This window comes from Streptomyces griseoloalbus (genome assembly GCA_014650015.1).
In the GTDB taxonomy this organism is placed as follows: Bacteria; Actinomycetota; Actinomycetes; order Streptomycetales; family Streptomycetaceae; genus Streptomyces; species Streptomyces griseoloalbus.
The window spans coordinates 185,657-206,490 of the sequence record BMUD01000004.1; the positions used below are offsets into that span (position 1 = coordinate 185,657).

Annotated in this window: 20 protein-coding genes and 1 pseudogene; 13 read left to right on the plus strand and 8 right to left on the minus strand. The window is 72.3% G+C overall.

Annotated features, from left to right (window positions below):
• Position 1 precedes the first annotated feature (1 nt).
• Complete coding sequence (locus tag IE178_RS07990) at positions 2 to 2,827, plus strand: NHLP bacteriocin export ABC transporter permease/ATPase subunit (RefSeq protein ID WP_193511749.1); 2,826 nt, start codon at positions 2 to 4, stop codon at positions 2,825 to 2,827.
• Between the two features lie 4 nt (positions 2,828 to 2,831).
• Here the strand turns inward: IE178_RS07990 and IE178_RS07995 are convergent, their stop codons facing one another.
• The gene (locus IE178_RS07995) at positions 2,832 to 3,362 is read right to left on the minus strand and encodes an SRPBCC family protein (protein ID WP_184762687.1); all 531 of its coding nucleotides are present in this window, start codon (positions 3,360 to 3,362) and stop codon (positions 2,832 to 2,834) included.
• Between the two features lie 5 nt (positions 3,363 to 3,367).
• Positions 3,368 to 3,709, minus strand: coding sequence for an ArsR/SmtB family transcription factor (locus IE178_RS08000; protein ID WP_193511750.1), 342 nt, complete (start codon positions 3,707 to 3,709; stop codon positions 3,368 to 3,370).
• Positions 3,710 to 3,856: 147 nt separating this feature from the next.
• Between IE178_RS08000 and IE178_RS08005 the strand changes: the two genes are divergently transcribed.
• Together IE178_RS08005 and IE178_RS08010 are read left to right on the plus strand one after the other, a co-directional pair.
• Positions 3,857 to 4,867 carry a Ppx/GppA family phosphatase gene (locus tag IE178_RS08005; protein WP_193511751.1) on the plus strand — a complete coding sequence of 337 codons (1,011 nt, stop codon included), beginning with the start codon at positions 3,857 to 3,859 and terminating at the stop codon, positions 4,865 to 4,867.
• Positions 4,868 to 4,894: 27 nt separating this feature from the next.
• Positions 4,895 to 5,077, plus strand: a complete 183-nt coding sequence (locus IE178_RS08010) for a hypothetical protein (protein WP_193511752.1) — start codon at positions 4,895 to 4,897, stop codon at positions 5,075 to 5,077.
• An 84-nt stretch (positions 5,078 to 5,161) separates the two neighbouring features.
• Here the strand turns inward: IE178_RS08010 and IE178_RS08015 are convergent, their stop codons facing one another.
• Entirely contained in the window at positions 5,162 to 5,770 is a 609-nt protein-coding gene (locus tag IE178_RS08015; RefSeq protein ID WP_193511753.1) for a flavodoxin family protein, read from the minus strand.
• Positions 5,771 to 5,850: 80 nt separating this feature from the next.
• Between IE178_RS08015 and IE178_RS08020 the strand changes: the two genes are divergently transcribed.
• Genes IE178_RS08020 through IE178_RS08030 form a run of 3 tightly spaced genes read left to right on the plus strand, consistent with a single transcriptional unit; the run spans position 5,851 to position 7,712 of the window.
• A complete protein-coding gene (locus IE178_RS08020) occupies positions 5,851 to 6,864 on the plus strand; it encodes an iron-containing redox enzyme family protein (RefSeq protein ID WP_193511754.1) in 1,014 nt (337 codons plus the stop codon).
• 46 nt (positions 6,865 to 6,910) lie between these two features.
• Complete coding sequence (locus IE178_RS08025) at positions 6,911 to 7,534, plus strand: HemK2/MTQ2 family protein methyltransferase (protein WP_193511867.1); 624 nt, start codon at positions 6,911 to 6,913, stop codon at positions 7,532 to 7,534.
• On the plus strand, positions 7,515 to 7,712 hold the full coding sequence (locus IE178_RS08030) for a CDGSH iron-sulfur domain-containing protein (RefSeq protein ID WP_184762681.1): 198 nt from the start codon (positions 7,515 to 7,517) through the stop codon (positions 7,710 to 7,712). Before IE178_RS08025 ends, IE178_RS08030 begins: the two co-directional genes overlap by 20 nt.
• Positions 7,713 to 7,877: 165 nt before the next feature.
• Here IE178_RS08030 and IE178_RS08035 read toward each other — a convergent pair whose 3' ends face one another.
• Positions 7,878 to 8,315, minus strand: coding sequence for a subtilase-type protease inhibitor (locus IE178_RS08035; protein WP_184762680.1), 438 nt, complete (start codon positions 8,313 to 8,315; stop codon positions 7,878 to 7,880).
• A gap of 325 nt (positions 8,316 to 8,640) precedes the next feature.
• On the opposite strand from IE178_RS08035, the gene abmR reads away from it, so the two are divergent.
• On the plus strand, positions 8,641 to 9,198 hold the full coding sequence (abmR, locus tag IE178_RS08040) for an ATP-binding transcription factor AbmR (RefSeq protein WP_193511755.1): 558 nt from the start codon (positions 8,641 to 8,643) through the stop codon (positions 9,196 to 9,198).
• A gap of 674 nt (positions 9,199 to 9,872) precedes the next feature.
• Here the strand turns inward: abmR and IE178_RS08045 are convergent.
• On the minus strand, positions 9,873 to 10,583 hold the full coding sequence (locus IE178_RS08045) for a GntR family transcriptional regulator (protein ID WP_193511756.1): 711 nt from the start codon (positions 10,581 to 10,583) through the stop codon (positions 9,873 to 9,875).
• Between the two features lie 90 nt (positions 10,584 to 10,673).
• Here IE178_RS08045 and manD point away from each other — a divergent pair, with 90 nt between their 5' ends.
• The 5 genes from manD (at position 10,674) to IE178_RS08070 (ending at position 16,926) form a co-directional block, all read left to right on the plus strand.
• Positions 10,674 to 11,882 carry a D-mannonate dehydratase ManD gene (gene manD, locus IE178_RS08050; protein WP_184762677.1) on the plus strand — a complete coding sequence of 403 codons (1,209 nt, stop codon included), beginning with the start codon at positions 10,674 to 10,676 and terminating at the stop codon, positions 11,880 to 11,882.
• Positions 11,879 to 13,327, plus strand: a complete 1,449-nt coding sequence (locus IE178_RS08055; RefSeq protein ID WP_193511757.1) for a mannitol dehydrogenase family protein — start codon at positions 11,879 to 11,881, stop codon at positions 13,325 to 13,327. Before manD ends, IE178_RS08055 begins: the two co-directional genes overlap by 4 nt.
• 82 nt (positions 13,328 to 13,409) lie before the next feature.
• Complete coding sequence (locus tag IE178_RS08060) at positions 13,410 to 14,804, plus strand: MFS transporter (RefSeq protein WP_193511758.1); 1,395 nt, start codon at positions 13,410 to 13,412, stop codon at positions 14,802 to 14,804.
• Complete coding sequence (locus IE178_RS08065; protein ID WP_193511759.1) at positions 14,801 to 15,844, plus strand: L-idonate 5-dehydrogenase; 1,044 nt, start codon at positions 14,801 to 14,803, stop codon at positions 15,842 to 15,844. The genes IE178_RS08060 and IE178_RS08065 overlap by 4 nt, the downstream gene beginning before the upstream one ends.
• Before the next feature lie 113 nt (positions 15,845 to 15,957).
• Positions 15,958 to 16,926: a sugar kinase gene (locus IE178_RS08070; RefSeq protein ID WP_318279908.1), complete on the plus strand. Its 969-nt coding sequence runs from the start codon at positions 15,958 to 15,960 to the stop codon at positions 16,924 to 16,926.
• Positions 16,927 to 17,262: 336 nt separating this feature from the next.
• On the opposite strand, the gene IE178_RS08075 is transcribed toward IE178_RS08070, so the two are convergent.
• From IE178_RS08075 to IE178_RS08085, 3 genes are all read right to left on the minus strand, one after another.
• Positions 17,263 to 18,906 (minus strand): RICIN domain-containing protein, encoded by a 1,644-nt coding sequence (locus IE178_RS08075; RefSeq protein WP_193511760.1) that lies wholly within the window; start codon positions 18,904 to 18,906, stop codon positions 17,263 to 17,265.
• Positions 18,907 to 19,519: 613 nt separating this feature from the next.
• Entirely contained in the window at positions 19,520 to 19,897 is a 378-nt protein-coding gene (locus IE178_RS08080) for a toxin Doc (RefSeq protein ID WP_184762672.1), read from the minus strand.
• A 3-nt stretch (positions 19,898 to 19,900) separates the two neighbouring features.
• Positions 19,901 to 20,146, minus strand: coding sequence for a hypothetical protein (locus tag IE178_RS08085; protein ID WP_193511761.1), 246 nt, complete (start codon positions 20,144 to 20,146; stop codon positions 19,901 to 19,903).
• A 125-nt stretch (positions 20,147 to 20,271) separates the two neighbouring features.
• Between IE178_RS08085 and IE178_RS08090 the strand changes: the two are divergent.
• Positions 20,272 to 20,816 (plus strand): annotated as a pseudogene (locus tag IE178_RS08090) (cytochrome bc1 complex cytochrome b subunit); the annotation flags it as partial.
• Positions 20,817 to 20,834: the final 18 nt, after the last annotated feature.

Genomic DNA, 20,834 nt, shown 5'->3' on the forward strand with positions numbered 1-20,834 from the left:
GATGACAGCCGTGCACGAGGGACCGGGCGGCGACCTCGTCCTGGGCGCGCTCGGGTCACTGGGCACGCCGATCGACTGCGCCGGGTTCAACCGTCTGGACCTGGAGGGGCCGCAGGTGCTGTGGCTCATCGCGTCCGGCTCCGCGGACCTGTTCGCGGTCGACGCCGAGCAGCAGGGCCACTGGCACCATCTGGGCCGGCTGGAGGCGGGCTCGCTGGTGCTGGGCCCGGTGGCCGGTCCGGCCCACACGCTGGTGGCGCGTCCGCTGCGGGACTGCGTGGTGCACCGCATCGGGCTGCGCGAGCTGTACCAGCCGGCCGGCACCCAGACCTGGTCGTACGACGAGTACGGCAATCCGCAGTACGTGCCGCCGACGACGAGCCCGCTGGAGTACGCGCTCGCGCTCGGCGTGGGCCGCGGTCTGTCGGTGCTGTTCCAGGCGCCGATGGCCACGGACCGGGCCGCCGCGCCCTCCGACGACGACGTCTTCTGGATGCAGGTCCCGCCGGGCAGCGTGCAGTACGGCTCGCTGTACGGCGCGGAGGCGGCGGCCGACCTGCCGATGGATCCGGCGCTGTGGCAGAGCATGGTCGACCAGCAGTACCGGCTGATGACGACGCTGGACCGGTGGATCGAGCAGCTGGAACACACCCATGAGACGCGGACCGCCGAGGGCATCAAGGCCGGTGAGGCGGTGCGGGCCCAGGCCGACCGGACGCTGCTGGCCTCCATCGGCAAGCGGTCGGGCCGGAGCACGACGGCCGCCGACGCGGACGCCACGTACGCGGCGTGCAAGCTGGTCGCCCAGGCGGCCGGTATCCCGCTCGCCGCGCCCGCGCAGTCCGGCACCGGCGGGGACCGGCTCGACCCGGTCGAGCAGGTCGCCCTGGCGTCCCGGGTCCGCACCCGTGTCGTACGGCTGTCCGACCGCTGGTGGCGGGACGACGTCGGCCCGCTGGTGGGTCACCGGGCCCTGTCCGGTGCCCCGGTGGCGCTGCTGTGGCGGCGCGGCGGCTATGTGGCGGTGCATCCCTCGACCGGGAGGGAGACACCGGTCGAGAAGGCGAACGCCGAGGAGTTCGAGCCCCGCGCGGTGATGTTCTACCGCCCGCTGCCCGAGCGGCGGCTGAGCCCGCTGAGGCTGCTGCGGTTCTGCATGACGGGGACACGCGGTGATCTGACCGGTCTGCTGCTGAGCGGTCTGGTGACGGTGGCGATCGGAGCCCTGGTGCCCCTCGCCACCGGCAAGGTACTCGGCGAGTACGTGCCGAAGGCTCAGACCGAGCTGATCGTGCAGGTGTGTCTGGCGGTGATGACGAGCAGTGTGGTGGCCGCCGCCTTCATGCTGCTGCAGAACCTGACCCTACTGCGGCTGGAGGGCCGGGTGGAGGCCACGCTCCAGCCGGCCGTGTGGGACAGGCTGCTGCGACTGCCGACCAGCTTCTTCACCGAGCGTTCGACCGGTGAGCTGGCGAGCGCCGCCATGGGCATCAGCGCGATCCGCCGGCTGCTGGCCGGGGTCGGTCCCACGGTGGCCCAGTCGGTCACCGTGGGCGCCATGAACCTGGGGCTGCTGCTGTGGTTCAGCGTGCCGATGGCGCTGGCCGCGATCGGGATGCTGGTCGTCATCGCGGGGGTGTTCCTGGGGCTCGGGCTGTGGCAGGTGCGCTGGCAGCGACGCCTGGTGGTGCTCAGCAACAAGTTGAACAACCAGGCCTTCCAGACCCTGCGCGGACTGCCGAAGCTGCGGGTGGCGGCGGCGGAGAACTACGCGTACGCCGCCTGGGCGTCCGAGTTCGCCCGAAGCCGTGAGCTCCAGCAGAAGGCCGGCCGCATCAAGAACCTCACGGCGGTGCTGGGCGCGGTCTATCTGCCGCTGTGCACCCTGGCGATGTTCATGCTGCTGGCCGGGCCGGCCCGGGGCTCGATGACGGCGGCGGAGTTCCTCACCTTCAACACGTCGGTGACGATGGTGCTGACCTCGGTCACCCAGCTGACCGGCGCGTTCGTCTCGGGGGTCGCCGCGCTGCCGCTGTTCGAGCAGATCAAGCCGGTGCTGGACGCCACGCCCGAGGTGCGTTCGGCGAGCACCCGGCCGGGCCCGCTGTCCGGGGCGATCGAGGCGCGGCGGCTGTCCTTCCGCTACGCCGACGACGGTCCGCTGGTCCTCGACGACGTCTCCTTCGAGGCGCGGCCGGGTGAGTTCGTGGCGGTCGTCGGTCCGAGCGGCTGCGGCAAGTCCACGCTGCTGCGGCTGCTCATCGGCTTCGACAAGCCCGCGTCCGGCAGTGTGCTCTACGACGGCCGGGACCTGGCCGCCCTGGACCCGTCGGCGGTGCGCCGCCAGTGCGGAGTGGTGCTCCAGCACGCCCAGCCGTTCACCGGCTCCATCCTGGACGTCATCTGCGGATCAGAGCCGTACACGCCGGAGGAGGCGATGGCGGCGGCGGAGATGGCGGGGCTGGCCGAGGACATCAAGCGGATGCCGATGGGGCTGCACACCCTCGTCTCGGGCAGCGGCGCGGTCTCCGGCGGCCAGCGGCAGCGGTTGATGATCGCCCAGGCGCTGATCCGCCGGCCGCGGATCCTCTTCTTCGACGAGGCGACCAGCGCCCTGGACAACGAGACGCAGCGCACGGTGATCGAGAGCACCAAGGCCCTGGAGGCGACCCGGATCGTCATCGCGCACCGGCTGTCGACGGTGCTGGACGCGGACCGGGTGGTGGTGATGGAGGACGGCAAGGTGGTGCAGCAGGGTCCCCCGGCCCAGCTGCTCGCCGACACCACCGGCCGGCTGCACGAGCTGGTGCGGCGGCAGCTGGCGTGAGGCGTCAGGCGTCCGTGCCGGGAACCGGCGCCCCGGAGGGCATGCCCGCCGCGACGTAGGCCGCGTACAGCTCCTGCCAGGGCGCCCGCGCGCCCGCGTGCGGCCCCTCGAACCGCTCGCCCCGCGCCCACGCGTCCAGTGCGGCGAGGCACACCTCCCAGCCGGCGCTGTTGCGGGCGGCGGTGTTCTCGGCGCCGAGCACGTTGGTGAGGGTGAAACGGGTGCGCTCGTCCGCGAGCTGTTCCAGGTCGAAGTGGAGTTCGTCGCCGTCCCACTCGAAGGACAGGTGCCGGGGCGGGTCGACGGCGACGACCCGGCCGGTGGAGTCCTCCAGCCGGGGGTCGCCGCTGAAGGCGACGGCGCCTCCGGGGCGCAGGTCGATCTCGGCGCGGGAGGGGAACCAGTGGGCCAGCTCGTCCGGGTCGGTGACGAACCGCCAGACCCGGTCGACGGGGTGGTCGTACTCACGGCTGAAGCGGACGGCCGGGCGTCCGTCGTCCAGGGTGACGAAGGTGCCGGTGGGCTCGGCGGCCATGGGGATCAGTCCTTCGGTGCGGGGGGTTCGGGGGTGTCCGGCGCCCCGTCCAGCCGACGGCCCAGGGCGTCCAGGCTCTCGTTCCACAGCTCTCGGTACGGGGCGAGCCAGGCGTCGAGCGCGGCGATGGGAGTGGGGTCGAGGGCGTAGACGCGGCGCTGCGCGTCCTGCCGTACGCGGACCAGGCCGGCCTCGCGGAGCACCTTCAGGTGCTTGGAGGTGCCCGGCTGGCTCAGACCGCACGCCTGCACGATCTCCCCCACGGGCCGGGGCCGCTCGAGGAGCAGCGCGACGATGGCCCGCCGGTGCGGATCGGCGAGGGCGGTCCAGAGGGCTGCGTCGGACATGAGTCCAATATGCCTCGATGGTTATATGACCGTCAAGGAATGAGGAAGGTCAACGGGAGATTGCCGTTCGGTCACACCTCTGGCCTGTCTTCGCCGTCCGCCGGGGCCCGTCCGTTGGCCGGCGCGGTAAATGGGTACCCACGGGCCATGCGAACCAGCGTGGTGGATGTCGGATCCAAGACCGTCAGACTCGTCGTGTCGGACACGGAGGGCGGTGCGCCGCTTCCGGTGCACACGGCCAAGTGGCCCCTCAGGCTGTCCGATTCGATCACGCCGGGGGCGCCGGTGCCGGAGCGGGCCGTGGAGGACCTGGTGGACGCGGTCGCCGCGGCGAACAGGACGGCCTCGCGATGGGGTGCCGCGGGCCCGCTGGCCTTCGCGACCGCCGTGGTGCGCGGCGCCCCGAACCGGCAGGAGGTGCTGCGCACGGTCCGGGCGCGGACGGGCGTCGACCTGTGCACCCTGCCGGGTGACGTCGAGGCCGAGCTCACGTTCCTCGCCGCGCGCCGCTGGATGGGATGGCGCTCCGGACCGCTGGCCCTGCTGGACATCGGCGGGGGGTCGCTGGAGGCCGCCTTCGGGCGCGGCCGGCTGCCCGACTTCGCGGCCTCGCTGCCGCTGGGGGCGGCCCGGCTCACCCATGAGTACTTCGAGGACCAGGACCCTCCCTCCCCGGAGCGGATACGGGCGCTGCGCCGCCGTGTGCGCCATCAACTGCGCGACGTGGCGGCCCGGATCCGCTGGGAGGGACCGCGTACCGCGGTCGCCACCTCCCGCACCTTCCAGCAGCTGGGACGGCTGTGCGGGGCCGCGCCCGGCCGGCACGGGCCGTTCGTGGAGCGGCGGCTGTCCTGCGCCGATCTGCGCGGGGCGATCGACCGGCTGTCCGTCCTGCCCGCCGCGGAACGCGCCCGGTTGCCCGGTATCTCCGCCCCGCGTTCCGTGCAGAGCCTGGCGGGCGCGGTCGTGGCGCACACGGCCATGAAGCTGACCGGGCTGCAGACGGTGACCATCTGCCCCTGGGCACTGCGCGAGGGGGTGCTGTTGCGCCATATCGAGGACGGCCCGTCCTGGTGGGCGGAGATCACCCGCCTCAACGAGAAGGAGACCGCCGGCGCCGACCCCGTACCCCTGCGTGTCGCCGCCCAGCGCGGCTGAACCGACCGTACGACGAACGGAGACCCCGTGTCCGAGCACGACGAACACGACGAGCGCGAGCAGCCCGAGACGGCCGTGGAGGAGGTGCTGCGCGAGGTCGAGGAGGCCGGGCGCCACGCCGAGGACTCCGCCGGGCGCCGCCACCGGGGTGAGGCGGGCGACGCCGTCACCCCGAACACGGAGGCGCAGGAGCAGTCCCACGGGGAGTAGCCGGCCAGGGGGTGTCGCTTCGATCTCGCCGAGGCGGTGGGCCCGGGAGCCGGCCTGATCCACAGGGCACCCCTCGGGGGCCCCCTACCGCGGCGGCGGGCCCAGTGGCCGTGCCTCCAGGGCGCGGGCGACGCCCAGCAGGTTGGCGGCCATGGCTCGGCCTGTTCTGCGGGACCAGTCGTGGCCGCTGCCGCCCTCGAGGAAGCTCGGTCCGGGGCCGGGACCCTGGTTCCAGTAGGTCCACGCCTGGCCCGGGATGGTGTAGCCGATGTCCTGCAGGCCGCCGGTGATCTCGCTGATCACATGGTGGGCGCCGTCCTCGTTGCCGGTGACGACGACGCCCGCGACCCGGTTGTAGGCGACCGGCCGGCCCGCGTCGTCCGTCTCGGACAGCATGGCGTCCATCCGCTCCAGGACCCTCTTGGCGACCGAGGACGGCTGGCCGAGCCAGGTCGGCGAGGCGACGACGAGGATCTCGGACGCCAGGATCTTCGCGTGGACGGCCGGCCAGGCGTCGCCCTCGTGCACGGCCTCGCTGACCACCCCCGGGGCGATGTCCAGGTCCACCGCGCGCACGACCTCGACCTGCACGCCGTCCCTCTCCAGCCGTTCGACGACGGTCCGCAGCAGCGCCTCGGTGTTCGAGGTCTCCGGTGACCTTTTCAGGGTGCAGTTGATCGCCAGTGCCTTCATGCCGACACGGAGTACCCCTCCGGCGGCCGGATACCTCGCGGACGGGGGTGCCCATGCGCCGTCCGGGTACACGGAGGCGCATGAAACACCCGAGTGAGGAACCCCGGCTGCCCGCACCGCGCGGCCCGCTCAGCGCCGCCGTCGAGGACCATCTGCGGGGCACCGGCCCCCTGCCCCCCGACGAGGAGATCGCCGCCGCCCCCGTGTACGGCGACGACCTCCAGCTCGCCCTGTATCTCTGCTACGAGCTGCACTACCGCGGGTTCGCGGGCGTGGCACCGGAGCTGGAATGGGACCCGGAGCTGCTGCGCGTCCGCGGCGCCCTGGAGCGGCGCTTCCTCGCCGCGCTCCGCGCCGACGCCCGGCGGCACGACCGCCTCGACGACGCGCTCGCCGGGATCCTGGTGGAGCCGGTGGACGGCACCGGTGTCAGCCACTTCCTGCGCGACAAGGGCGAATTGTGGCACCTGCGGGAGTATGCCGCCCAGCGGTCCCTGTACCACCTCAAGGAGGCCGATCCGCACGCCTGGGTACTGCCCCGGCTGTGGGGGCGGGCCAAGGCGGGGATGGCGGCGGTGGAGTTCGACGAGTACGGCGGCGGCCGGGCCGAGCGCGTGCACGCCCGCCTGTTCGCCGACCTGATGACGGACCTGGGCCTGGACACGGCGTACGGCCGCTATCTGGACGCGGCCCACGCCGAGCTCCTGGTCACGGTGAACCTGATGTCCCTCTTCGGGCTGCACCGCTCCCTCCGGGGTGCCCTGGTGGGCCACTTCGCGACGGTCGAGATCACCTCGTCCCCCGGGTCCCGGCGGCTCGCCGAGGCGATGCGCCGGACCGGCGCGGGGCCCGCCGCCGTGCACTTCTACGACGAGCACGTGGAGGCGGACGCCGTGCACGAACAGGTGGTGCGCCAGGACGTGATCGGCGGTCTGCTGGAAGTGGAGCCGCATCTCGAGGCGGACATCGCCTTCGGCGTCGACGCGACGGTGTTCGTCGAGGACCGGCTCGGCGACCGGCTGCTCTCCGACTGGACCGCGGGCCGGTCGTCCCTGCGCACACCTCTGACCCAGGAGTTCACTCATACCTCCTGAGCACGGGGGTACCCGGTGGTCTGTGAAATCGCTGGTACCACCGGGCGTGTACGCCCCCCAGGAAGACACCGAGTTGCTGGTCGGCGCCCTCTCCGAGGAGCCGGTCCCGCCGGGCGCCGACGTGCTCGACGTGGGCACCGGATCGGGTGCCCTGGCCGTGGCGGCCGCCCGGCGCGGCGCCCGTGTCACCGCGGTCGACGTCTCGCGGCGGGCCGTGTGCGCGGCCCGGCTGAACGCGCTGCGGGCCGGGGTGCCCGTGCGGGTGCGGCGCGGGAACCTGTTCGCTCCGGTGCGGGGCCGGTCGTTCGATCTGATCCTGGCCAATCCCCCGTATGTTCCGGCGCCCCACGGGCTACCGCGTGGCGCCGCCCGGGCCTGGGACGCGGGCGGTGACGGGCGGCTCGTCCTGGACCGGATCTGCCGGGAGGCCCCCGCGCTGCTGCGGCCCGGCGGTGCGCTGCTGCTCGTGCAGTCGGCGCTCAGCGATCCCGAGCTGACGCTCGGCCATCTGCGGGCGGCCGGGATGAAGGCGGCGGTGACCCGGCGCCGTCGCATCGCCTTCGGCCCGGTGCTGCGGGACCGGGAGCACTGGCTGCGGGAGCGGGGGCTGCTGCCCCCGACCGAGAACAGGGAAGAGCTGGTGGTGGTCCGTGCCGAACTCCCCGTCTGACACACCGCGACGCGTCACCGTGCGGCGCAAGGGGCCCCTGCTGGTGGAGGGGCCGGTGGAGGTGGAGCTGGAGGACGGGACGATCGTGTCCTCCGACCGCTTCCGGGTGGCCCTGTGCACCTGTCGCCGCAGCCGGCGCTACCCCTGGTGCGACACGAGCCACCGGGACCGGGCCTGAGCCGCCCTCGCGACCGGTGCGGGAGGCCGTGAAGCCCGGAGGCCGGCGGGCGGCCCCACTCCGCCCGCCGGCCTCCCTGTGCGGGATCGCACGTTCCGCGAGAGGGCTCGCACTCCCCATATCTGCGAGCCGCCGCGCGGTCACGGGAACCGTGCGATCCCGGTCTCAGAACGCGAAGACGCTCGAACCGTGAGCGTTCATCACGCACGCGTTGGAGAAGATCCGCTCGTAGGAGACGCGCTGCCCCTGCCACACGCCGTCGACCGTGACGACCACGGGGTCGTACTGCCGGGTGCAGATGACGCCTTCTCTCATCGTCAGGGCGTCCAGCTCGCCGCCGACGTGGTGCAGGTCCGCGCAGGCCGACGCGGCGGCCGGGTGGGTGCCCGAGGGCCCGGGGGCACAGGTCAGGGTGACCGCCCGTTCCGGCGCGACGGTCGCCGCGCTGTCGCCGTGGCCCACGGTGAGCACCAGGGCCGAAGGGGCGTAGAGGGCCGACGGGGTGGTCGCCGGGGCGGCCGACGCCACGGCCCCGTACAGGGGTGCGCAGACGGCTGCGGCCGTGAGGCCGAGGGTGGTGGCCCAGCGCGCGGTGTTCCGCATTGTGTGCATCCTTCCGCTCGTTTACGACGAGGTGCCGGCCCGCGCTCGGTCGGTGCCGAACCGGCGAGCGGGAGTCTGCCGAGTCCGCGGCGGAAACACACGTCGACCGTGCGGATTTCAGTAACCTTGCGTATTGAATCAGTGGCGTGAAGTGACGGAGTCGGCGGGGCTCGGCCCGGCAACCGGGCGGCAGCCGCATATGCGAAGTGGCCAGATGGCCGAATACCCGCCGCTGAGCAATCGGCCTGAAACATTCCGATTCCGCTGTCGGCAGACCGTTCGAGGACCCCTTGTGTTCATGGAACGCGCGAGTAATGGTCATTACATGATTACGAACGAGCAGCGGGAGCAACTGCGGGGCTGGTTCGCGGGCCGGCTCCCCGACGATCTCTTCGAGGAACTGGCCGACCTCGCGGTCGACCGCGAGGAGATCACGGTGATCGGCCGGATTCCCGGCCCCCGGTCGGCCGAGGGTGCCTCGCCGGCCGAACGGGAAGCGGCGATCGAGGGCCGGATCCAGGAGTTCCGGGAACGCACCCGGGACGACCGGATCGCGGTCGCCCGGGACGCCGAGCACCGCTTCGGCCGGAAGGTGTCCTGGGGCGTGGAGTGCGACGGGCGCCGCGCCCTGTTCACGCATGTGGCCGCGCCCGTCATGACCCGGCTGCGCCAGCCGGAGCGCCAGGTCCTCGACACCCTCATCGCCGGCGGGGTGGCCCGCAGCCGCAGCGAGGCGCTGGCCTGGTGCGTGCGTCTGGTCCAGCGGCACACCGACGACTGGCTCACCGAACTGCGCGAGTCCCTGGAACACGTGCAGCGGGTACGGGCCCAGGGTCCGGACGGCGAACCGCGGGAGGACGGGCCGGCCGCCGGCGGCGAGTGAAGGGCGCTGTCAGGGGCGTCCGTCACGGTGCCGGCATGACTTAATTCCTCCTGGTGGCCGGTACCTGGCTCGGAGCGTGGGCGGGGGACGAGATGGCGGCCGGACCGCGCACGGCCGGGCATGAGGCCCATCCGCCGACCGGCCGGTGAGCTGCCGGCGACGTACGTCAAGTGTCCGCCGGACGGCGAGGGGCCCCCGCCCGCCCGGCGGAACCAGAACCGCTGAAGAGCGGGAACGGGCAGCTGGTGACGAGGGACACCGGGCACTGGCCGATGTCCTCCCGCCCGCGCGAACCGGCCCGGATCCTCCATGAGGCGGCCGACGGCCGCTGACCTCCGGGTCGCCCGCCGCTGGACGGGTGCGTCCGGACGGCGCGGGGACGGATGGCCGGGTCCAGCTCAGGCACCCGGGCCGCCTCTGCATCGGGGCGAATGGGTGGATCCCCACTCTTCCGGGGTATACGAGATCGTCTCTCCCCCGAGCGGGGAGGTCGCCGGCAGACCGCCGAGCGGATCCTCGACGAAGTCGCCGCCCGCTGCCGGCGAGCCTCTGGCTCAGATCACCAGGTGCCGAAACGCCGGCGGACAGCCACCTCGGTTCCGGCGCCTCACGTCAGGGCCGGTTCGCTGCGGGGACGTACACACTCACCGGCCGAGCCGGGGCGAGCGGCGGGGTCACTCCCACACCACGACGTTGCGTCGCACGGGCATCGACGAGACGTCGCTGGCGAACAACTCGGGCGAGTGCGCGCGGATGCGTTCGATGTCGCTGAAGACGGCCCTCAGGTGGGTACGCATGGCCGTGCGCGCGAGCGGGAGGTTCCCTCCGACGATCGCCTCGAAGATTTCGTGGTGCTGAGCGGCGAACACGGCCGGGGACTCGTTCTCGTGGAGGCCGAGGCGCCGGGCCCGGTCCAGGTGACCCTTGGCCGCGGCGACGGTGGTCCAGGCATTGCCGTGACCGCTCAACCGCATCAGGCCCTGGTGGAAGGCCTCGTCCAGATCGAAGAACTCCTCCAGGCCCAGGTCCGGGTGGCGCTGACGGTTCAGGTTGCCTCGCAGTTCCTCGACGACCGCGGAGTCGAGCCGTTCGGGGAGATCATCGAGTGAGGCCATTTCCACGGCCTCCCGGAGGAACTGCGCGTCCGCTACCTGCGCCGGATCCACCCGCGCCACGAAGGATCCGATCTTCGGGAAGACCTGCACCAGACCCTCCTGGACCAGCAGGATCAGGCTCTCCCGCACGGGCGTGCGGCTGACGCCCAGTGACGCGGCGAGTTCGTTCTCCGAGAGAGCGGCGCCCGGGGCGAGTTCAAGGGACAGGACCATCTGACGCAATTTCAGGTAGATGTCGCGCCGGCTCGTTCGCCCGTTCGTTGGAGGCATGTGTACATCGTACGTAGGACGACAACACAAGTATTGCCATGCTGCGCGACAGATGCTTGTATACAAGCACTTCGCGACCAAGGAGTGCTAGTGAGCAAGATCGAACGCGTCGAGGTGTTCGTCGCTTCCCCCGGCCGTACTTTCGTCACGCTGCGCATCACCACCACGGACGGGGTGACCGGACTGGGTGACGCCACGCTCAACGGTCGTGAACTGGCCGTCGCCAGTTACCTTCGCGATCACGTGGTCCCCCTCCTGATCGGCCGGGATCCCGCCCGCATCGAGGACATGTGGCAGTACCTCTACAAGGGCGCCTACTGGCGGCGCGGGCCGGTCACCATGACCGCGATCGCCGCCGTCGACACCGCTCTGTGGGACATCAAGGGAAAGACAGCCGGGCTGCCCGTCTACCAACTCCTCGGCGGCCGGTCGCGCGACGGCGTGCTGGTCTACTCGCACGCCAGCGGCACCGACACGCCCTCCCTGCTGGACGACGTGGAGCGCTATCTGGAGCTGGGCTACAAGGCCGTACGGGCACAGGCCGCGATCCCTGACGTCGGCGGCACGTACGGCGTGCGCAAGGGCACCGTCTATGAGCCGGCCGCCACGGAGCTGCCCGACGAACAGCCCTGGGACACCGAGGCCTATCTCGGCTTCGCGCCCACCTATCTGGAGGCGGTGAGGGAGCGTTTCGGCTTCGGCTTCCACCTCCTGCACGACGTGCACCACCGGCTGACCCCGATCGAGGCGGCCCGGTTCGGCAAGAGCGTCGAGGGCTGCCGGCTGTTCTGGATGGAGGACCCGACCCCGGCCGAGAACCAGGAGGCGTTCCGGCTCATCCGCCGGCACACCACGACACCGATCGCGGTCGGTGAGGTGATGAACTCGATCTGGGACGTCCAGCACCTGATCACCGAACAGCTCATCGACTACGTCCGTACCACCGTCGTCCACGCGGGCGGCATCACCCATCTGCGGCGGATCTTCGACCTCGCCGCGCTCTACCAGGTGCGGACCGGCTCCCACGGGGCCACCGACCTCTCCCCGGTCAGCATGGCGGCGGCCGTGCACATCGACATCACCGTGCCCAATTTCGGCATCCAGGAGCACATGGGCCACCCCGACGAGACCGCTGAGGTGTTCCGTACCGGGGTGACCTTCGCCGATGGCATGCTGCACCCGTCCGAGGAACCGGGCCTGGGCGTGGAGTACGACGAGAAGGCGGCCGAGCGCTTCCCCTACCGACGGCGCTACCTCCCGGTCGCTCGCCGTCTCGACGGTTCGGTGCACGACTGGTGAGCGCCGACGCCCTCCCACGGCTGGACCGCACGGCGCTTGACCGGCTCGCGCCGGAGACGCGGCCCGCGGTCGACCCCGCCGCACTGCGCACCCGCGTCGTCCACTTCGGCCTCGGCGCCTTCCACCGGGCGCACCAGGCCGTCTACACCGAGTACGCCGCAGCCCGCTCCGGCGAACCCTGGGGTATCACCGTGGTCGCGCCCCGGTCGGCCGGAACCGTACGAGAGCTGAGGAAGCAGGACTGTCTGTACTCGCTCACCGAACGCCGTCCGGACGGACTCCGTACGCGCGTCATCGGTTCGGTTGTCGATGCTCTGGCCATGGGGCCCGACGCCGGAGCCGTCGATGCCCTGCTCACCGACCGCGAGGTGACGGTGGTGTCCCTGACCGTCACCGAGAAGGGCTACCACCGTTCCCCCTCCACCGGCGGGCTGGACACCGCGGCCGGGCCCGTCGCCGCCGACCTCGCGGCGGCCCCCGACGGGCCCCTCACCACGGTGGTCGGACGGCTGGCCACCGGGCTGGCCGCACGGATGCGCGCGGGCGCGCCCCCGGTCAGTGTGGTGTCCTGCGACAACATGGCGGACAACGGCGCCGCGCTGAGCCGCGTGGTCCACGATTACATCCGGGCCTCGGCCTGGCCGGACCGTGGTCGGATCCTGGACCGGATGGCCGAAGCCGTCTCGTTTCCCGCCACGGTCGTGGACCGGATCGTGCCTGCGACGAGCGAGGCCGACCGGGCGGCCGGCGCCGCGCTCGGGGTGCGCGACGCCCTCCCCGTAACGGGCGAGCCGTACCGGCAGTGGGTGCTGGAGGACTCCTTCGCCGCACCCCGGCCGTCCTGGGAGCTCGACGGCGCCCTGTTCGTTCCGGACGTTGCGCCCTACCAGCTCACCAAACTGAGGCTGCTCAACGGCTCCCACTCCGCGCTGGCCTACCTCGGCACGGCCGCGGGACTCACCACGATCGCCGAGGCCATGGCGGCGGACTGGGGCGAGCGCGTGGTCCGGGCGCTGTGCGCGGAGGTCGCCCCCACCCTCCCGGCCGACGGCCCCGATCCGGTCGCGTACGCCGAGGACCTCATCGTTCGTTTCCGCAATCCCGCCATGCACCACCTGCTGCGGCAGATCGGCTGCGACGGTTCACTGAAGATCACGGAGCGCTGGCTGCCCGCCCTACGCGACCTGCGGGCCCGGGGCACACGCACTCCGGTCCTCGAACTCGCCCTTGCCGCCTGGGTGCACGGCACCCGCCGGACCGCCGCATCCGCCGACCCTGCCGCCGAGGCGCTCAGCGCCTGCTGGAGGGCCGCGGTGTGTCCCGCCGGGACCGTCCGCGCGCTGCTGCGCGTGCTCGGCGCGGCGGACCTGGCGGACGACGACGCGCTCGCCACCGCCGTGGCGGACCGGCTCCCCGCCCTGCGCGCAGGACGCGTCGAGATCTGAGCCCCTCGGTCACCCCTCGTCCCGGCTTTGTCGATCACCCGCATCCGAGCCTCACTTCGATCCCCGAACAACGGAGTTCACGATGAAGGACAGCGTCATAGCCCCTCAGCAGACGCCATCCGCCCAGCGCAGCACACGCGATCTCACCCGGGCCGCCGTCTCGGGCTGGCTCGGCACGGCCATGGAGTTCATGGACTTCCAGCTCTACTCGCTGGCCGCCGCGATCGTCTTCAACAAGATCTTCTTCCCGGACGTCAGCCCGGCCATCGGACTGGTCGCCGCGATGGCCACCTACGGCGTCGGCTACGTCGCCCGTCTCGCCGGCGCCGTCTACTTCGGGCGGATGGGCGACCGGATCGGCCGCAAGAAGGTCCTGTACGTGACGATCCTGCTGATGGGCGCCTCCACCACCCTCATCGGCACCCTGCCCACCTACGCCACCATCGGCATCCTCGCGCCCATCCTGCTCGTCGTGCTGCGCCTGGTGCAGGGCTTCGGCGCGGGTGCCGAGATCGCCGGGGCCACCGTGATGCTGGCCGAGTACGCGCCCGTACAAAAGCGCGGTCTCATCTCCTCACTGGTGTCACTCGGCACGAACTCCGGGACACTCGCCGCTTCCGGCCTGTGGGCCATTCTGCTCGCCGTCCTCAGCGAGGACCAACTGCTCTCCTGGGGCTGGCGACTGCCCTTCCTCCTGAGCTTCCTGCTGATGATCTTCGCGATGTGGCTGCGCCGTAGCCTCAAGGAGAGTCCGGTCTTCGAGGAGCGCCCCGACGTGGTGGACGGGGTGGCGCTGGCGCGCACCGAGGTCGAGTCCGCGATCGCCACGGCGGATGAGCACAAGGGCAGTGTCCTGGCAGCGGGTATCCGCCAGCGCAAGGGCAAGGCCTTCTTCCTCGCGCTGGGACTGCGCTTCGGCCAGGCGGGCAACTCAGGGCTGATCCAGACGTTCCTGGTCGGCTACATCGCCACCAACCTGGCGGTCAGCCGGTCCGTCCCGACCGACGCGATCCTGTACGGCTCGCTGGTGGGCTTCGCCACTGTGCCGGTGGTGGGCATGCTCGGCGACCGCTTCGGACGCCGCGCGATCTACCTCGCGCTTTCGGGTCTGACCGTCGTCCTCGCCTTCCCGGTGATGCTCCTCATCACTTCCGGCTCGACCCCGGGCGTGATGATCGGCATGGTCCTTGGCCTGAACGTCGGCGTCCTTGGTCTGTTCTCGCTCGAGAGCGTCACGATGGCCGAACTCTTCGGCTCCCGTACCCGGTTCACTCAGCTCGCGCTCGCCAAGGAGATCGGCGGCATCCTCGCCACCGCCATCGGCCCGGTCCTCGCCGCCACCCTTACGGCCGTCACCGGCAGCTGGTGGCCCATCGCGGCCATGCTCGTCGTCTACTCGCTCATCACCTTCGTCAGCGCGTTCCTCGCGCCCGAGACACGCGGACGCGACCTGGTCCGGCTGGAGGACGCCGTATGAAAGCCGTCGTAGTACACGGACCCGGCGACGTACGCGTCGACGAACGGGCCCGGCCCGTGCCTGGCGCGGGCGAGGTGCTGCTGGCCCTGGAGTGGGGCGGGATCTGCGGATCCGACATCGCCTACTGGAAAAAGGGCGCCTCCGGCACCGCTTCGCTGGTGCACCCGCTCGTGCTGGGACACGAGTTCGCAGGCCGGATCGCCGCGCTCGGCGACGGAGTCACCGGCCTGCACGAAGGGCAGCCGGTCACCGTGCACCCGGCCCAACCGGTCGGCGACGGCGCCCTTCCGGAACGGATCGCCGGACGCACCAACCTGTACCCGCGCGTCCGCTACTTCGGCTCGGCGGCCCTCACCCCGCACACCGACGGCGGGTTCAGCGAATACCGGGCGGTCCCCGCGACCCAGATCCGGCCGCTGCCGGACGGCGTCGGCACCGAACAGGGCGCCCTCGCCGAACCGTTGGCCGTCGCCCTGCACGCCGTCGGCCGGGCACCCCGACTGCGCGGCCGTACCGTCCTGGTCAACGGCTGCGGACCGATCGGTTCGCTGGTCGTCGCCGCCGCGCGGTACCACGGAGCCGACCGGGTCGTCGCTGCCGACCTGGCCGCGCCCTCCCTCGCTGTCGCCCGTGCCATGGGCGCCGACGAGACGCGCGACCTCTCCGCGGGCGACGTGCTGCCCGAGGACGTGGACGTGGTCTTCGAGGCGTCCGGTGCCCCGGCGGCGCTCGGGCCGGTGCTTCGGGCCACGGCCCGAGGAGGCACGCTCGTCCAGGTGGGCAACCTGCCCGGTACGGCCGCGGCCGCGGCTCTCGGCGACCTGGTGACCCGGGAGATCACCTGGATCGGCTCGTACCGCTTCGTGGACGAGATCGACGAGGCGCTGCGCGCGCTTCGGGACGGTCTGGACGTGACCCCGCTGATCACCCACCGCTTCCCGCTGGAACGCGCCGAGGAGGCACTCGCCACCGCCGCCGACCCCAGGAGCGGAAGCAGCAAGGTCATGCTGCGCCTGACCGCCGAATCCACCGAGTCGTGAAGTACGACGAGCCCTCGCGTACCGGTCTGCCCGCCCTATCGGACCACACCGTCCGTCAGGAGAATCCAGTGCCCCTGCCGTCTCCTTCCCCCGCTGCCGACCATCAGGAGCCGGTGGCCGACCTCGTGTGCGTCGGTGAGACGATGGTCGTCCTCAGCCCGCCCGACGCCCGCCCCCTCGCCGAGCAGCCCGTGCTCACCATGGCCATCGGCGGCGCCGAGTCCAACGTCGCCTGCGCACTGGCCGGCCTCGGGCACCGCGCCGCCTGGCTGAGCCGCCTGGGCGACGATCCCTTCGCCCGTCGCATCCTGGCCGAACTCACCGCGCGCGGCGTGGACGTGAGCGCCGTCGAAACCGATCCGGACCGGCCGACCGGCGTCTACTTCAAGGACCCGGGTCCTGACCACACCCGCACGCACTACTACCGTGCCGGATCGGCCGCCACCCGAATGGGACCCGAGCTGGCCCGGCGGCCCGCGCTCCGCGAAGCCCGCATCGTGCATGTGTCAGGCGTCGCCGCGGCCATCTCCGACAGCTGCGCCCGCCTGCTGGAGACGCTGCTCCTCGGACGGGGAGACAGCGCCGGACGTGGGCCGGTCGTCTCCTTCGACGTCAACCACCGTCCGGCGCTGTGGCGTGGCGGCAAGGCAGACGCCGCTCGAAGTCTGCTGGCACTCGCCCGCGCCGCGGACATCGTGTTCGTGGGACGGGACGAGGCCGAGGAACTGTGGGGCACCGCCCGCCCGGCCGACATCGCGGCCCTCCTCGATCCCGCGCCCGTCGTCATCGTCAAAGACGCCGAGCACGGAGCGACCTCGTTTGCCGACGGCGTGCGGACGTTCGTGCCCTCGCTGCCCACCAAGGTGGTCGAACCGGTCGGCGCGGGCGACGCGTTCGCGGCCGGTTACCTGACGGGCGTCCTGGAGAACCGCAACGAACGCTCACGGCTGCGCCTCGGCCATCTGGCAGCCGCCGCCGCGCTGCGCACCAGGGACGACGTCCCCGTCATGCCGCCGCGCACCGAGACCGACCGGTACCTCGCCCTGGACAACGACGCCTGGGCCGCCATGGCACCACAGTGAGGGAAGCCACCGCGCACCAGCCCGGGGTGCGCCTCGGCGAAGGAGACCTTCCACCCGTGGCCGCCGGCTTCCCCGCCCAGCTGTCGAAGGGCCGTGTGACCGCCTGCGTCCGTGCACCGCAGATCCCCGACGCGGCGGCGTTGTGGGCGGCCCCGCGCGCCGGCGGCATCCATGGGATCGAGTTCACCCGCACCGCCCCCGGACTCGCCGCACACCTGACGACGGGGCCTGCCTCCCGGTACTCCCCCGGCCGGAACTCCTCCCGGCCGGCGCTCCTCCCGGCCGGGAGGGGACGGCCGCCTTCCGGCCCACTCCCCCGCCGCGGCCCGGCGCGCGTCATGTCACCGGCTCGGTCAGCTCCGCCTGCCGGGCCCCCGGGGTCCCCGTCCCGCTGACGGACAGGGAGCCCGTGGCCGTCCGGACCGGTTCGGCCGCCCAGCGCTGGTTCACGGTACGGGCGCGCACCGTGACGACGATGCCGGCGTTCGCGTCACGGGTGGCCGGGGTGAGAGCCAGTTGTTCGTCCCAGCGGGGCAGCAACTCCCCCTGGACGGTCAGGTCGTACCGCACGTCGTCGCCCCGCCGGTCACCGGCGTCGGCGCAGGTGCCGAGGACGACGACTCCCGCGTCCTTGTGCGAGTCCAGGCACAGACCGGGGTCGGCCACGCTGCGCAGCAGCCCGTCGTCCTCGTAGGTCCACTGCTGGGTCCACGCCGAGGAACACTCGGCCAGCCGTGTCCCGGAGCCGTCCTGGGGCTCGCCCCGGGTATCGAGGCAGAGGCCGGAGGCGGCATTGCGCAGCCGCGTCCGCCCCGGTGCGGAGGGCAGGCCGACGGCCCCGGGCGGGGACGCGGACGGCACCGCGGCGCGACCGCCCGCCGCGCCGGTGGAGCCCGTCGGGTCGGCCGCGCCGCCGTCCGGGGTGGAGGACCCGGCGATGAGCACGCTCACCAGCACCCCCGCCGATACGGCGCCGATGCCGGTGAGCAGGGTTCTGGTGGAGCGCACCGGGTCCGGGAGCCCGAGGCCCGCGAGACGGTCGGGAACGGGGATCCGGGACAGCAGGCGGTGCCGGCCGCTGCCGGACTGCCCGTCTCCGCCCCGGCCCCGGCGGCGGGCGGCGCGGCCCGCGCGCGAACCGGCCGTCGCACGCCCGGGCCGCGAGTCGAGATAGCGTCTGGCTCCCCAACCGAGCACCGCCTCGGCGACCAGCGTGCCCAGACCGCCCTCGAAGTGGCTCAGTTGTTCCGCCGCGTACCGGCAGTAACGGCACTCCGACAGATGCTGCCGGACGTCCGGCAGCAGGGTCCCGCCCCGGCGGATGGGGACGTCGAGCAGACGGTTGTAGAAGCGGCAGTCCTTGGTCGGTGCCAGTTCCTGATGCGCGTGGACACAATTCTGACGGAATGTGTCACGTGCCTGTTCAAGTGCGCCCGACGCGATGTCGGCATCCATGCCGAGCAGACCGGCCGGCACGGAAATGGGCTCGGCCTCGACCTCTACGTGCCAGAGCAAACAGCGCGCGAGTGCGGGCAGGGACCGGAATGCCCGCTGGGCGAGCGTGCGGTTTTCCGGAGTCATGGTGGTCGCCGTGCGCATGCCGCGTCCGCCGGCGGGTTTCTGCAACTCCGGCAGAACCCCGGCTATTCGATCGTCGGCGGCCCACTCCCGGACCGTGTCCCGGACGCCCACGAGCAGCACCGGCCGGAGCGCGACGGCCGATTCGCCGACGGCGACCCGGTCCAGGACCCGGTGCAGGGCGGCCGCGGTCACCATGGCGGCGGCCTGCCCCGACGAGGCGAGGCAGACAGTCGCGTAGTCGTGCATGGAATGCCAGTGCCGCGCGGTCAGCAGCGCGACGGAATGAGCGGCCTCGCCCTCCGGACGGCCTCGCAACCGGGCGGCGAGGGACTCGTCGGATTCCCCCGGGTCCCCGCCGGGCGGGGGATACGGAGGTCGAGAGGGGTGGGGGGTGTGCACTGAGATGGTTCCTTCCCACAGCGCATGTGCCATTCGAGCGTTTCCGACGCCGAAAAAGGAGCCCCGTTGGCGCATACCTCTTTGGCGTGGCGCGGGGGGCGTGAATGTACCGTCGGCGAAAACCGACCCGGTTCCTCGACTCGCGTGCGATCCCGGCCCTTACCCCCCGCACGGGTGGCTCACTCTCGCACAACCGGCACAGGGCCAACAAGGCGCTCGGGCTGGATCCGGGCGTTGACAGAAAGTCAGAACGGGAAACCGGCCACGGCCCTCGTTCCGGCTTTCGATCAGCGTTTTCCCGTGGTTCACATCCAGGGCGGCAGAAGGGATGTCCGGCGCCCGCCGCCGCCTCCTCGGCGCCTCCTCACCCGCCCGACGCGTCCCCGGCGCTTCCTCCTGCCCCACCCGACGCCTCGGCACCCCGTGTGAACTGCGCGCTCACGCCTGGACCCGCGCACGCTCCCTGCGCACGCCGCAACGCGGTCAACCGGTCACGGCCCTTCGCGGTGGCGCGGAGACGGCGGCTCTCCCGCGCGGCGGCCGCCGGCCCCGAAGGGCCGGGGTGGCCCGGGTCCCCCGTCCGGTGCCGTCTCGTACCCCGCCGGGCGCGGTCTCAGATCTGCCAGGAGCGCAGCCGGTCGGCCGCGCCGTAGACGTCGGTCTCGCCGGCGATCAGGTCACGCGCGAGATCGACCAGGGCACCGTAGGGCGGGTCGATGCCGGCCCCGCTGACGAACATGTAGGCCACCGCCGTGGCACAGGCGAACCGGGCGTTGGCCGAGGGCAGCGGCCGGAGCACGGCCAGGGTGTGCAGCAGCGCGGCCGCCCGCCAGGCCGGATCGGAGTCGACGCCCAGCCGGGGCGGGTCGACGCGATGGCGGGCCACGGCCGCGACCAGGGCGGAGAAGTCATTGACGGTGGGCTGGTCCGGAAGGACCTCCTCGTGCCGCTGGAGCAGCCAGGGCACGTCGATGTGCAGCACGGGTGCCATCGGTCAGGCGGCCCGCCCCGCGCGCTTGGCGGACGGTTCGTCGTCCGGGAAGGCGGCGGCGAACTCGTCGGCGTGGGCGGCGAAGAACCGGCGGAAGGCCTCCGCGCCCTCCTGCAGGGCGCGGTGGCGGGCGATGTCCGCCGCGGCCGCCTCCCGCACGAGCGCCTTCATGGACGTACCCCGCTCCTTGGCGATCTGCCGCAGGTCCTCGAGCTCGCGGTCGCTGAACTCCACGTTGAGAGCTGGCATGACCTCACGGTACCGTTCGGGTACTGAATCGTAAATATCACCAGGTCAAGGGACACCTCAAGGGGTACCGGCAGGCCGCGGGACACGGCAGCTCACTGAGACGCGGGTCACCTTCGCACGCGGCGATCACGCTGTGGTGGCACACCCTGGTGCCGGGTGTGCGACACCGATCGTGGTGTTCCCGCTGCCGCTGGTGTACATCGGCGCGTATCCGTTCCTGAAGGCCCGGTTCACCGGTGACCGCGGCGAGCACCACCTGCTGGACCGGCCGCGCGACCGTCCGGTGCGCACGGCGATCGGGGCGTCCTGGATCAGCCTCCATCTGGTGCTGCTGCCGGGCGGCGGCAACGACATCGTGGCGACCCGGTTCCATCTGTCGGTCAACACGGTGACCTGGGCGGTGCGGATCGCGGTGTTCGTGGTCCCGGCGGTGGTCCTCGTCGTCACCCGGCGCGTCCGCCTGGGCCTGAGGCTGCGCGACCGGCAACTGGTGGCGCACGGCAGGGCGACCGGCGTGATCAAACGGCTGCCGCACGGTGAGTACGTCGAGGTCCACGAGCCGCTCGACCGGGCCCGGCTGCACATCCTGACCGCTCACGACCGGCCCGCGGAACTCGTGGCGCACGGGCCGGCGGCCGAACGGCCGCCGGCCCGGCGGGAAGGTGACTAGGGGGTGTCATTCGGATCC